12 protein-coding genes are annotated in these 12,335 nt (G+C 38.8%); 4 read left to right on the top strand and 8 right to left on the bottom strand.

What is annotated here, in order from left to right:
• Positions 1–36: 36 nt before the first annotated feature.
• Both IGJ37_RS02180 and IGJ37_RS02175 read right to left on the bottom strand, forming a co-directional pair.
• A complete protein-coding gene (locus IGJ37_RS02180) occupies positions 37–771 on the bottom strand; it encodes a pseudouridine synthase (protein ID WP_002355501.1) in 735 nt (244 codons plus the stop codon).
• Between the two features lie 108 nt (positions 772–879).
• A complete protein-coding gene (locus IGJ37_RS02175) occupies positions 880–2,529 on the bottom strand; it encodes a putative polysaccharide biosynthesis protein (RefSeq protein WP_002364837.1) in 1,650 nt (549 codons plus the stop codon).
• A gap of 203 nt (positions 2,530–2,732) precedes the next feature.
• Between IGJ37_RS02175 and IGJ37_RS02170 the strand changes: the two genes are divergently transcribed.
• Positions 2,733–4,259 (top strand): UDP-N-acetylmuramoyl-L-alanyl-D-glutamate--L-lysine ligase, encoded by a 1,527-nt coding sequence (locus tag IGJ37_RS02170; RefSeq protein WP_325814949.1) that lies wholly within the window; start codon positions 2,733–2,735, stop codon positions 4,257–4,259.
• 66 nt (positions 4,260–4,325) lie between these two features.
• Here the strand turns inward: IGJ37_RS02170 and IGJ37_RS02165 are convergent, their stop codons facing one another.
• The gene (locus IGJ37_RS02165) at positions 4,326–4,898 is read right to left on the bottom strand and encodes an alpha/beta hydrolase (RefSeq protein ID WP_002358653.1); all 573 of its coding nucleotides are present in this window, start codon (positions 4,896–4,898) and stop codon (positions 4,326–4,328) included.
• Between the two features lie 30 nt (positions 4,899–4,928).
• On the opposite strand from IGJ37_RS02165, the gene IGJ37_RS02160 reads away from it, so the two are divergent.
• Positions 4,929–5,903 carry a ring-cleaving dioxygenase gene (locus tag IGJ37_RS02160; protein ID WP_325814948.1) on the top strand — a complete coding sequence of 325 codons (975 nt, stop codon included), beginning with the start codon at positions 4,929–4,931 and terminating at the stop codon, positions 5,901–5,903.
• Between the two features lie 112 nt (positions 5,904–6,015).
• The gene (locus IGJ37_RS02155; RefSeq protein WP_002355495.1) at positions 6,016–6,189 is read left to right on the top strand and encodes a hypothetical protein; all 174 of its coding nucleotides are present in this window, start codon (positions 6,016–6,018) and stop codon (positions 6,187–6,189) included.
• 75 nt (positions 6,190–6,264) lie between these two features.
• Here IGJ37_RS02155 and IGJ37_RS02150 read toward each other — a convergent pair whose 3' ends face one another.
• The 3 genes from IGJ37_RS02150 to IGJ37_RS02140 form a co-directional block, all read right to left on the bottom strand.
• On the bottom strand, positions 6,265–6,735 hold the full coding sequence (locus IGJ37_RS02150; protein WP_202567804.1) for a C-GCAxxG-C-C family protein: 471 nt from the start codon (positions 6,733–6,735) through the stop codon (positions 6,265–6,267).
• Between the two features lie 52 nt (positions 6,736–6,787).
• Positions 6,788–7,516 carry a YebC/PmpR family DNA-binding transcriptional regulator gene (locus tag IGJ37_RS02145; protein WP_002361233.1) on the bottom strand — a complete coding sequence of 243 codons (729 nt, stop codon included), beginning with the start codon at positions 7,514–7,516 and terminating at the stop codon, positions 6,788–6,790.
• A 130-nt stretch (positions 7,517–7,646) separates the two neighbouring features.
• Complete coding sequence (locus IGJ37_RS02140; RefSeq protein ID WP_002366143.1) at positions 7,647–8,156, bottom strand: VanZ family protein; 510 nt, start codon at positions 8,154–8,156, stop codon at positions 7,647–7,649.
• 127 nt (positions 8,157–8,283) lie between these two features.
• On the opposite strand from IGJ37_RS02140, the gene IGJ37_RS02135 reads away from it, so the two are divergent.
• Entirely contained in the window at positions 8,284–10,110 is a 1,827-nt protein-coding gene (locus tag IGJ37_RS02135; protein ID WP_430598949.1) for a M3 family oligoendopeptidase, read from the top strand.
• Between the two features lie 24 nt (positions 10,111–10,134).
• On the opposite strand, the gene IGJ37_RS02130 is transcribed toward IGJ37_RS02135, so the two are convergent.
• Both IGJ37_RS02130 and IGJ37_RS02125 read right to left on the bottom strand, forming a co-directional pair.
• Positions 10,135–11,475 (bottom strand): MATE family efflux transporter, encoded by a 1,341-nt coding sequence (locus IGJ37_RS02130; protein WP_325814946.1) that lies wholly within the window; start codon positions 11,473–11,475, stop codon positions 10,135–10,137.
• 174 nt (positions 11,476–11,649) lie between these two features.
• Positions 11,650–12,300: a uracil-DNA glycosylase gene (locus tag IGJ37_RS02125; RefSeq protein ID WP_002355481.1), complete on the bottom strand. Its 651-nt coding sequence runs from the start codon at positions 12,298–12,300 to the stop codon at positions 11,650–11,652.
• Between the last annotated feature and the right edge of the window lie 35 nt (positions 12,301–12,335).

Raw genomic sequence — 12,335 nt, 5'->3', positions numbered from 1 at the left:
ATCTTTTCCGCAGAAAGGGCTGGGTTTTTGTTTATTTTAATTAAGGTATGATTGTTTAGGTTGTAGTTGTTGCAATTCGGCTTCTGTTAAGGGCCGATATTCCCCTAGTTCTAACGTTTCATCCAACCATAGTTCGCCCATTCGTAATCGTTTTAAATACGTCACAGGTTTGCCTACAGTGGCTAACATCCGTTTGACTTGATGGAATTTTCCCTCTTGAATCACTAAACGGACTACGGAAGTCCCTTCTTCCTCATTGATCGTCTCAATGACTAAACGACTTGGTTTAACCATTTCTCCATCTTTCAAGGCAAATCCTTGCGCAAACAGTTGACAATCTTCCGCTGTCACAAGTCCCTCAACTTCAGCTAAATATTCTTTATCCACATGCTTTTTGGGGGATAATAATTGATGCGCTAACTGGCCATCATTTGTTAACAGAAGCAAGCCTTCGGTATCTTTATCCAAGCGACCAACTGGGAACAAGTCGGCACGGTAATCCTGATCAGTTAACAAGTCAATTACCGTTTCATCTCGCTGATCTTCCGTCGCAGAAATGACACCTTGTGGTTTATGCAACATGTAATAAAAGAATTTCTGATACGTAAGAATTTCTCCCATCAAGGCAATTTGATCTGTTTCTTCATTTACTTGTGTTTTGGCTTCTTTTACGACGTCACCATTCACCGTAACGACTTTTTTCTTTAACAATTGTTTGATTTCTTTACGACTACCGATACCAACATCGGCTAAAAATTTATCTAAACGCATCGTCATTCCTCTTTCCTTTAAAAAAATAGCTTGGGACATAAATCGAATCGATCGATGTCTCAAGCCTTGTCTCTTAAGAGAATCTGCTGAAAGGAGTTCAATCAGCTATTATTTAATATTGAATTTTGCACGTAATTTTGCGGCATTTTTCCCTAATAAACGATCAGCTAAGCGAATCTTCAAGACCGAATAGCCATAAAAAGCGCCTCCTGCAGCAGCCACAATTACAACGATAATGAAAGCTTGGAAACGTCTAGTTGGATCTAAAAATAGATACAAGAACTGACGGAAAATCAAAGCGATAATCATCATGATGACTGTAATACAGAACATTAACAATGTTCGCCGTAAGGTTAATTTGTAATTAAAACGTGTCACTTGACGAATTCTTCTTAGAATCAATACGCAAGAAACCGTAAAGCCAATCATCGTTGCTAATAACGGACCGTAAACTTCAAATAAACGGATTGCGGGGAATTGCACGATTAATTTCACAGCTAAACCAATTCCTAAATAACGCATTGCGTCACGATTTTCATACATCCCCATCAACATATTTGACACTAACATATACAAGCCCAAGAATAAACTAGCGTAACAAGCTTGCACTAATAAAGAAGTGCCTAAAGCATCTGGCATGTAAAAAACAGTGTATAGTGGTTGCGCTAAAACAATCATACCGAACGTTGCTGGCAACATTACAAACACAAAAAGTTGTAAATTATTACTAATCAAACGCGCTAACTCACGATGATTTTTTAAGGTGACCGCTTCTGTAATTAACGGTAATCCAGTAGCCGAAATCGAAGTCGCTAAAGCCACGACAATCATGGTTAATTTGTCCGGATTGGCATTAAAAATACCGAAAAGCTCTCGTAACTGGGTATCTGAATAATCCGTAAACAAACGCATAAAGTTTGAGAAAGTAAACTGATCGACAAGTTTAAAGACCGTCACCCCTGAGCCAACTACGATAAAAGGAATCGCCTCTTTAAAAGTTTCAATCAATAACTCTTTTGGAGCAATTTCATGTTCATTGGCGCTGTGTTCTTCTAAATAATCAAATAATGGTTTTTGTTTGTACATGTAATAACCTAAAACCGCAAAACTTGCGAGCATCCCAATAAATGCCGCAAAAGTGGCTTGGGTCACCGCTGTAACGTAATTACCTTCAAAGACTTTCATGATAATAAAAGCAGTTAATAACATGTAAAAAACTCGTGCTACTTGTTCAACAATTTGTGATAAAGCAAAGGGCATCATTTCTTGATTTCCTTGGAAATAACCGCGAATGACACTCATGCTTGGGAAAACTAAAACGGCTAAACTTAATGAACGCATCGTTGGAACTAATTCAGGTCCTCCGCCAGACAAAGCTGCTAATGCCGGAGATGCCAAATACATCACAATAGCAAAAACCACACCTAAGCCACCCATTAGTTGTAAGGCACGATAAAAGAGCTGTCGACTAATTTTATATTCGTTCAATGAATTATAATGCGAGGTCTGCTTGGCAATCGCACCTGGAATTCCGGCGGTAGAGATCATTAGAAATAAGGCATAAATCGTATACCCCATTGAAAACAAACTGTTCGCTTCGTTTCCGTGCTCGCCCATCCAAGCGTACCAGGGGATGATGTAAATCGCCCCTAACATGCGGGAGATAATATTACTAGCTGTCATCCAAGCTGAGCCTTTGACCATTTTTTCTTGGTTCGTCAGGATTGGTTGATCAACTGAATTTGGTTGATTGATCATTTTGTCCTCCAATATTCTTTGAGTATGCTTTCTTTATTTTAATTGTTCATCTTGGGATATGCAACGACTTTCTCGAAGAATTATCCTATTTTAACATTTCTCATGGATTTTCTCACGCTAACGAGATGGTTTTTTTAAAAGAAAAATAATGCTATAATGACATCAGTTTTGAAATTTCGTTGAAACGTTTGGAGGCAAAAAAAGTGACGATTTCATTATTCGCAATTCGCGATTGCTTAGAAAAAGAAGATTTATTAAAAGAATTTATTTCACCAGAAGGCTGGCACTTGACTCTTTCCGACACGTTAGGTCAACGAGAAGTAACGGCTCTTTCTTACGATTCGAGAGACGTAACAGCAGAAACACTCTTTTTTTGTAAAGGATTAAACTTTAAAGAAATCTATTTAGAAAATGCTGTAAAAGACGGCCTAGAAATCTATGTTTCTGAGGTGCCTTATGAGGTTCCAGCACAACTAGGAATTATCGTGACTAACATTAAAAAAGCAATGGCTGTGTTAAGCATGGCTTTTTATGATTATCCACAAAATAAATTAAAACTGATTGGCTTTACTGGAACCAAAGGTAAAACAACAGCGGCTTATTTCACCAAATATATTTTAGATGTTGCTACACAACAAAAAACAGCCTTGCTTTCTACCATGAATTCGACATTAGATGGCAAAACATTCTTTAAATCTGCCTTGACTACACCCGAATCTTTGGACTTGTATCGAATGATGGCAACCGCTGTTGCTAACGGGATGACTCATTTTATTATGGAAGTTTCTTCCCAAGCCTACAAAACTAATCGTGTCTACAAGTTATTTTTTGATGTCGGCATTTTTTTAAACATTACCCCCGACCATATCAGTCCAATTGAACATCCAACCTTTGACGATTACTTTTATTGCAAACGTCAATTGATTACACATTCTAAAGTCATTGTGTTGAATCACGAAGCTGATTATTTTCCATTACTTAAAGAAACCGCACAACAGCAAAAAGTCCCTGCCATTGTCTATGGCAGTCAGCCAGCTTCAGAAGTTGACTATTCATTCGCTGTTTCTTCAGAGGATTCCTTACGTTTTATCGTTGAAAGTCCTGCAGATGCGTTAGGATTGGCTGGCTCTTATCACCTTCGTTTAGGTGGTGATTTTAACAAAGGTAATGCGTTAAGTGCGGCGATTGCTAGTGTCCTTGTGGGAGCTTCAAAAGAAGAGTGTCAACAAGGGATCGCAGCAACCACCGTCCCTGGCCGGATGGAATCTTTAACGAATACCAACGGTGCAACCGTCTATGTTGATTACGCTCATAACTATGACAGTTTGAAGAATCTTTTAACCTTTGTCCGTGAAGAACATCCTGACGGCCGCTTAATTGTTCTTGTCGGTAGTACGGGAGACAAAGCGATTTCTCGCCGCAAAGACTTTGGTAGGGTTCTTTCTGAATTGGCTGATGTTGCAGTCCTAACAACCGATGACCCAGCCAGTGAAGATCCAGCAAAAATTTGCCAAGAAATTCAAGCCCATATTACCAAAGAAATGCCTGTTTACACCATTTTAGATCGTGGCGAAGCAATTGCTCACGCATTATCTTTAAGCACAACGGCTGATGATGCGATTGTCTTAGCTGGTAAAGGCGCCGACCTTTATCAAAAAGTAAAAGGCGTAGATGAACCTTACGCAGGAGACTTTGCACTTGCGGAAGCTTTCATTAATAAAAAGAACTAAATCATTTAAACACACATGAAAAAAACAAGCTGCAACCACTTATCAGCAAAGGTTGCAGCTTGTTTTTTAAAGAACTTCTTTTATTTTCGTTACTTCTTCTTCTGATAAGCCATGACCGCCATCAACGAGCAAAAAGTCAACTGGAAAATGTTTCTTTAATTGGTTAGCTAAAGAAAGAACTTGTCCCGGAATACTCAACTCATCCTGAGCCCCTGTTGTGACAATCACTTTTGTCGCAAACTCACCAGATACATATTGATAGCCTAAATTGCTTGGATGCAGTAAAATAACAGTGTTAGCAATAGTCGGGTTCTTTTCTAACAGGCCTAAAATAAAATTGGCACCGTTAGAGTACCCTATAAAAATAACTTCATCGTATAACTTTTGCGGTTGCCAAACTTCTTCTAGAAACGCCGTCACTCGCTCATCAAAGTTAGCACGAGGTAATGCTCCATTGACTAATGGCGCAAAAAAGCGTCGCTGTTCGCCTACACCTTCTGTTCCTAAGTAACTTAGAACACTCGCTTCTGGATAAAGGGTTGCGATGGTCGTTAATAATTGATATTCATTGCCACCAGTACCATGGAAAGCGACAACTAATTGATTAGGTTTCGACCCTTTTTGAAAAAATTGTTTCATTTAATAAACCTCCAAGAAAGGAATTTTACTATGTATGCACAAATTCATCACATCTCTATTTTAAATCGATTGATAAAGCCTACATTTGACTTCTATCATAATACACTGGGATTAAAATTACTAATGAAAACGATCAACCAAGATGACCACACCATGTATCACTTATTTTTCTCAGATAATGAGCAACGAACAGGTACCGAATTAACTTTTTTTGAATTGAATGATGGCCAAGATCAATCATTTGGGACAAATACAATTGAACGAACTATTTTAAAAGTACCAACGCGCGCCTCTTTGGATTTTTGGGCAGAACGTCTTGAGCAAGCGGGTATCTGCCACTATGGTGTGGAAACATTTAACCAACACCCAATTTTGCGTTTTGAAGCGCCCGATAATACGCAAATGGCGCTTGTTCCGTTACGTAAATTTGAAAATGCGGAAGATTATTTTCCAGCTGAACATGCTGAAATTCCAGTAGAACATGCAATTTTAGGCATTGATGCAATTCAATTACGCGTCCAATATGCCGCAGCTACCAGACAACCTTTAGTGGATTATTTACATTGGCATGAAAAAGAAACAGTACCTTTTTTTGAAACTGCGCATGAAGTAACCGTTCTGGAAAATCATCATCCACAGTTTTATCAAGAGGTGCATATCATTGATGACCGTACCAATCCGCTTGCCATTGAAGGGATTGGTGGCGTTCATCACGTCGCCTTTGGGGTGGAAGATACGCAAGAATTAACGCAAGTTGACAGCCTGTTGGATGAAAAGAATTTTACAAACTCAGGGATTAAAGACCGTGAATTTTTCAAATCATTGTATTTTAGAGAACCGAACCACTTGTTATTTGAAGTAGCCACACAAAAAGGCCTGCTAGATGCCGAAGCCTATGAAAATCAAAGCTCAAACTTTGATGAAATCTCCCTTTATTTGCCTCACTTTTTGGCAGATCAAAGAGAACGAATCGAAGCGATTTTAGCACAACAACGCCATGAGTAAACAAAAATAGCAGTTAGGACCGCTATTTTTGTTTTTTAATATCCTATTATTGCCCTTTTTTGAAAAAAAGGAGTACACTAATAGTAGATGAACTGCGCAAGGAGGTGAGTACATGTTATCTAAGGAAGAAGTTCTACACTTATTGAACGAAGCAAAAAAAGAAGTCGATCGTTTAGAAACAAACCGCCAAGAAGATTTAGGTAATTCAATCAACTATATTGAAAATGAATTACAGCTCCAACGTGTCTTATCTCAAGTGGAAGCTTATGAAAAAGTACTTGGTTAATTGATTACGTATTAAATGAGAGAGGAGCAACCAGATTCAGGTGAATGAATCTGGTTGCTCCTCTCTCATTTTTTACTAGACTAATTCATAAGCAAGTTCTCGTGCAATAATTTTTGCGGTTGTTTCAGCGATTTCTCCAGTAAAGCCAATGCATTGTTCCATATGCTCAGGTGAACCCATCGTCATTTTATTTGTCAAAATACTGCAGCAAACCACTCGATGCTTTTGTCGAAAACTTTGATGCAATTCGTTGGCTAAAGCCATCGTTTTATTTACTTGTTCTCCTTTGGCTTCTGTCCGACCAAAAAAGTAGCCCAGACACATAACCCCGCCTGAAAGAGCACCACAAATACACTTCGCTCCTCCAACACCTACAGGAAACCCAGAAGCCATGGCCACAGCTTCAATGGGAATCTCCGCATCGAAGTGTTGCCGAATGGTCGCCACAATCGCTTCCGAGCAATAAAAATCACCGTTACGATAATAGGCTTCCGCTTCTTCCCTGATTGCTTGTAAACAAATTCTCTTTTTCAAAATGCCCTCCATTCTGTATCCGCTTTCATTTTATGAATAAAAGGATGCCAAGCATCCCTTTATTTTATAGATTTTCTGCAGAGGTAAATACTTCTGACACATCATCATCGTCTTCTAACTTGTCAACCAAGCGCTCTAATTGCGCTTTTTGTTCATCGTTCAAGGTTAGTAAGGTTTGCGGAACCATTGTTAATTCAGCTTGTGCTAATGAATAACCTGCTTGTTCTAAAGCATCGCGAACCGCTGTAAAATCTTCTGGTGCTGTGTAAATTTCAAATACTTCTGGTGATGTTTCTAAATCCTCGCCGCCTGCTTCCAAAACGACTTCTAGCATGTCGTCTTCCTCAATTGCATGATCTTCTCGCTTAATGACAATATAGCCTTTACGATCAAACATATAATTCACCGAACCCGTTTCACCTAAAGAGCCACCATTTCGAGTAAACGCGACGCGAACATTGGTGGCCGTTCGGTTGCGGTTATCTGTTAGTGCATGAACTAAAACTGCCACGCCACCTGGCCCGTATCCTTCATAAGTTACCTCGTCATAATGTTCCCCTTCACCAGCACTACTGGCTTTTTTTATGGCGCGCGCAATATTATCATTGGGCATATTGGCTGACTTAGCTTTATCGACTGCTAAACGTAAAGCAGGATTCATTGCGGGGTCAGGGCCACCTGCTTTTGCCGCCATATAGATTTCCCTTGAAACTTTTTGGAAAATTTTCCCACGTTTGGCATCTTGCGCATTTTTACGCCCTTGAATGTTGCTCCATTTGCTGTGTCCTGACATCCTTGATTCCTCCTGACTTTTCGTTACTATTCTCCTTTATTCTACTCTTCTTTTCAGTTAGGAACAAGCGCTACCAAAAAAAGACCCTCGCTTACCCACCGTTCTGACGAATAAACGAAGCTCTTCTAAATTAGCGTCTTCTTTTTTTATTTTTCTTCAAACCATGAACCACCAAACAAATAACGATGGCTGTCAAAGCACCCATGGCATCCAACATAACATCTTGAAAAAGAGGGGTCCTTCCGCCTGTGATCATTTGATGAAATTCATCTAAACCTGCATAGCCAGTAGCAGCTAGCCAGGAAACAACAGCTGTTAAAAACAGACCTTTGATTCTTGGCACTAATCCAATAAACCAACTACCACCTAATAGAAAATACGTACCAAAATGGGCTCCCTTACGAATAAAAAATTCAACAAATTTACTATAACCACTAGCTTGAATGCTCACTTCACTGCCAGCATATTGAAAAGAAATATTTTTTAATTGTTCTTCAAAAGGATGACTGCTCAGAAGTTTATCTAAAAGCCCAACTTGTGATTGCTGTTCATACGTCTGTGATGAACTGAAAAATAAAATGGCCATAATAACAAACGCAATGACTAAATATAAATTACTATCTTTCAAATAATTTTTCATATAATCCTCTTTTCTTGGTTTCAAGTTGCCCCGTGCCTGCCACGGAAAATTCTTTTTTATTATAGTCGGTTTCGAGGGAAAAAGAAACAACTTCTCTTAGGTCTTATGATATACTGAAAAGAAAAAAATGAAAGAAGGATTGGATATGACCTATTCTATTACATGGGATTTAGACAGTATTTTCCCCAATGGGAGCGAGTCCAAAGAACTTAGCCAACGAATGACTCAATTAACCGAACAGACAAAAGAGTACCATCAATTAATCACAGAATGGACACCAGAAAGTGCCCAAGGCAAAGAACAATTTGCTGAAATCTTAACGTTACAAGGGAAAATCTCAAATGGCTTTTCACAATGTAATAGTTTTTTAACTGCTTTAATTTCTGCTAATACTAATGATACCAAGGCCAAAATTTTATCAGGCGATTTATACAATCTGTTGCCAGCGATTCAATTAGCTGAAACCATTTTTACTAAAAAAATCACCGAGATTTCAGCAGAACATTGGCAAGCCCTGTTAGCCGAAGAACCGTTCAAAACAATGGCTTTTCGCTTAAATGAATTACGCCGTGATGGAAAAAAACTGCTTTCCGAACAAGAAGAAAATATCATCAATACGCTTTCTCTAGATGGTTTAAATGCTTGGAGTACACATTACGATACGATTGTTGCTTCCATTGTGATTCCTTTTGAAGAAAAAGATGGCTCTGTGACAGAACTATCTGCAGGCCAAGCCTTTAACCGCATGATGGGAGATCCTGATAAAAAGGTTCGTCAACGTTTGTTTACAGCCTGGGAGAAAGCTTGGAGTGGCAAAGCTTCAATTTTGGCAGACACCCTAAATCACTTGGATGGGTTCCGTTTATCTGATTACAAATTGCATGGCACTACAGATTATTTAGAAAATCCCTTAAACTATAATCGAATGAGTCAAGAAACATTAACGGTTATGTGGGAAACCATCCAAAAAAATAAACAACCATTCGTCGACTTTCTAACGCGCAAAGCGCAATTATTCGGCAAAGAAAAAATGGATTGGCAAGACCAAGATGCACCAATTATTTTAGGTGATTTAGAAGAAAAAACGTATTCCTTTGATCAAGCCGCTGCCTTTATTTTAGAAAATTTCCGTAAATTCAGTCCGAAAATGGCCGATTTTGCCCAAATGGCTTTTGAAAAAAGTTGGATTGAAGCTGAAGATCGTCCAGGCAAACGTCCTGGGGGGTATTGTACAGAATTACCTGAAACACAAGAGTCGCGGATTTTCATGACCTTTGGCAATTCAATCAACGAAGTAGCTACTTTAGCCCATGAATTAGGTCACGCTTTCCATAGTAGCGTGATGTGGGATTTACCTTCATTGAATCGAGAGTATGCCATGAACGTAGCAGAAACAGCTAGTACCTTTGCAGAATTGATTGTTGCTGACGCCACCTTAAAAGAGGCCAAATCAGATGTTGAAAAGATTAACCTTTTAGACACAAAAATGCAAAATGCCATTGCCATGTTTATGAACATTCATGCGCGTTTTATCTTTGAAAATAATTTTTATCAAGTGCGCCAAAAAGGTTTAGTAGCGGAAGAAGATATTACTGAATTAATGTTAGCGGCGCAAAAAGAAAGCTACAAAGATAGTCTTGGCAGTTATCATCCTCATTTCTGGGCGAGCAAATTGCACTTCTTTATTGATGATGTGCCTTTCTATAATTTCCCATATACTTTTGGCTATCTATTCAGCATGGGTATCTATGCGTATGCCAATCAACAAGGCAGCTCTTTTGAAGACCAATACATTGCGTTATTAAGAGACACTGCTTCGATGACAAGCGAAGAATTAGCGAAAAAACATTTAAATGTTGACTTAACAAAACCTGATTTCTGGCAAGCCGGCATTGATCAAGTCCTAAAAGATGTGGAACAATTCATGACTTTAACTGAAAACTATGTAAACTAAGCAAAAAAGAAGCAGTAACCAACATCAGGTTACTGCTTCTCTTTTTTTCAAATAGTTTCGATACGCAAGGTAGCCCACAAGCATTAGTCCAAACGTAACAAATTCAACTACGGGCATGGCTAACCAAACACCGGTTAATCCTAGTAATTTCACCAAAATAAATAAAACTGGCACAATTAAAAAGAACCCACGCAAAGAGGAAATCATTAGCGCCATTTTCGGTTTACGAACTGCCGAAAAGTAATAAATCCCCATAAAATTCAATCCTGTAAACAAGAAGGAAATCGCATATAAGCGGATGGCTGTCCTAGCAATTTGCGCCAACTGGTCGTTCCCTTCGCTATTAAAGACCTCAATAATTTGTCCCGTAAACACTTGACTGATTAAAAAGAACAGGAAGCCGGCGAACAAGTACGTAATAAAGCTAAGTTTAACAAATTTACGCAACACCTTCGTTTCCCCTAAACCATAGTATCGGCTGAGTAATGGTTGCGCCCCTTGCCCAATCCCTGTAAAAATGGCAATCACAATAATATTGAGGTTGGCAACAATCGCATAAGCTGAAATCGCCACATGACCAACTAAGTTTAACAAAACAATATTAAATAAAAACATGACAAAGGCCGAAGAAAATTCATTTAAAAAGGAAGAAAAACCAATCGACATAATTTCTCGAACATCATGGAATTTCACTTTAAACTTTTCAAAACGTAAAACTCGTTGCGGCGACCACTTATGCAACGTAATCAGGATTAAGCTTGTTAACGGTGACATCACCGTTGCAATGGCCGCGCCTGCCATGCCCCACCCAAATTGATAAATAAAGACATAATCCAAAATAATATTGACAATTCCCCCACTGACAAAAGCAATCGTTGCCAAACGAGGATTATGGTCATTTCTTAAAAAAGTAATCAGGCAATTGTTTAAAATAAATAATAATGAACAGCTAAGGTAAATCATATAATATTCCTTTGCCAAACCAAACAAGACACCGGTCCCCTGAAGTCCCCGAATAATTTGATCGGAAAAAATCAAGCTCACTAAAGTAAAGAGACTCCCTATAACGAAAACTAACCCAATCGTTAAACTAAAATACTGATTGGCTTTTTTGATTTCTTTTTGCGCAACCGTGGTCGAAAACAACGTAGCGCCGCCAACCCCAAACATCCAACCTAATCCATTAATAATATTAACGAGTGGTAAGACAATGTTAAGCCCCGCCAACGCCTCGGTGCCGATCCCATTTGCAATGAAAAATGTGTCCGCCAAAATAAAAATTGATTGCGCCGCCATACTTAAAATTCCTAACAGAACATTTTTATAAAACAACGCAGTAAAATGGTTTTGCTGTGTTTGCTCCATACCCAAATCTCCTTCTAACAAAAAAAGGACTCATTCTTTTTGCTTCAAGGCTTACGCAAAAATCAGAATCCTTCAATTATTCAACCCAGCGATTAAATAATCTGTCTATTTATTGATACTTCTAGGGTAGCATTCTCTCTTCGAAAAAACAACCATCCTTCTATTTTTCTCATTTTAAACTTTCTTAAGCAGTTGCAGTTGTTTTTGAACCACTTGCCAATCTTCTTTGACGACTTCTTTTAAACGATAATTATAAAAGACAGCTGCTGGATGGAAGAGTGGAATGATTTGATAGGTTTTCTGCGTCCAATGATAGTTTTGTGATTGCTCATCAAATGTTTGAATGGGCGACTGAATGACCGTTCCGTGCACTGCAGTGATTGTTGGCTTTGGTCCTAAAAGTCGTTGCAACCCAATATTCCCCAGTGTCAAAATTAGTTCAGGTTGGCAAACAGCGATTTCCCAATCAAGCAAAGGCGCAAAAATTTTGATTTCTTCTTTGGTTGGCGTTCGATTAGGAAACTTGGTTACTCTTTCTCCCGTTTTTGCAATCTGCTTCGTTTTTACAGAAAAAGGCCGACTCCTAACCGCACTGGTGATATACACCGTTTCACGACTTAAGCCAACTTGTTGTAATTGTTCCATCAACAATTGACCTGAACGCCCTATAAATGGTACGTTTTCTTTAATTTCTTCTTTTCCAGGTGCTTCCCCAATCAGCATCACTTTTGGCTGTTGCGGGCCTTGCCCTTCCACAAAACCTTCTAATGGTAAGTCTTTCGCTTTAGCTAAAACTGCTTTTTTCAGATGTTCAGGATAGTGCATTTACCATCACGCCTCTCTTCTGGTGTTCTTCCTTC

The sequence above is a fragment of the Enterococcus sp. AZ104 genome (assembly GCF_050546705.1).
GTDB classification, from domain to species: Bacteria; Bacillota; Bacilli; order Lactobacillales; family Enterococcaceae; genus Enterococcus; species Enterococcus faecalis.
Note: the sequence above shows the minus strand (reverse complement) of the source record. Positions and strands in the feature narration are given on the sequence as shown.

Excerpts from the sequence above, each read along its gene's own strand:
- IGJ37_RS02150 (WP_202567804.1), bottom strand. The coding sequence starts at position 6,735 with ATGGAGGGCATTTTGAAAAAGAGAATTTGTTTACAAGCAATCAGGGAA.
- IGJ37_RS02135 (WP_430598949.1), top strand. The coding sequence starts at position 8,284 with ATGAAAGAAGGATTGGATATGACCTATTCTATTACATGGGATTTAGAC.
- IGJ37_RS02130 (WP_325814946.1), bottom strand. The coding sequence starts at position 11,475 with ATGGAGCAAACACAGCAAAACCATTTTACTGCGTTGTTTTATAAAAAT.
- IGJ37_RS02155 (WP_002355495.1), top strand. The coding sequence starts at position 6,016 with ATGTTATCTAAGGAAGAAGTTCTACACTTATTGAACGAAGCAAAAAAA.
- IGJ37_RS02145 (WP_002361233.1), bottom strand. The coding sequence starts at position 7,516 with ATGTCAGGACACAGCAAATGGAGCAACATTCAAGGGCGTAAAAATGCG.
- IGJ37_RS02165 (WP_002358653.1), bottom strand. The coding sequence starts at position 4,898 with ATGAAACAATTTTTTCAAAAAGGGTCGAAACCTAATCAATTAGTTGTC.
- IGJ37_RS02140 (WP_002366143.1), bottom strand. The coding sequence starts at position 8,156 with ATGAAAAATTATTTGAAAGATAGTAATTTATATTTAGTCATTGCGTTT.
- IGJ37_RS02175 (WP_002364837.1), bottom strand. The coding sequence starts at position 2,529 with ATGATCAATCAACCAAATTCAGTTGATCAACCAATCCTGACGAACCAA.
- IGJ37_RS02180 (WP_002355501.1), bottom strand. The coding sequence starts at position 771 with ATGCGTTTAGATAAATTTTTAGCCGATGTTGGTATCGGTAGTCGTAAA.
- IGJ37_RS02125 (WP_002355481.1), bottom strand. The coding sequence starts at position 12,300 with ATGCACTATCCTGAACATCTGAAAAAAGCAGTTTTAGCTAAAGCGAAA.
- IGJ37_RS02160 (WP_325814948.1), top strand. The coding sequence starts at position 4,929 with ATGTATGCACAAATTCATCACATCTCTATTTTAAATCGATTGATAAAG.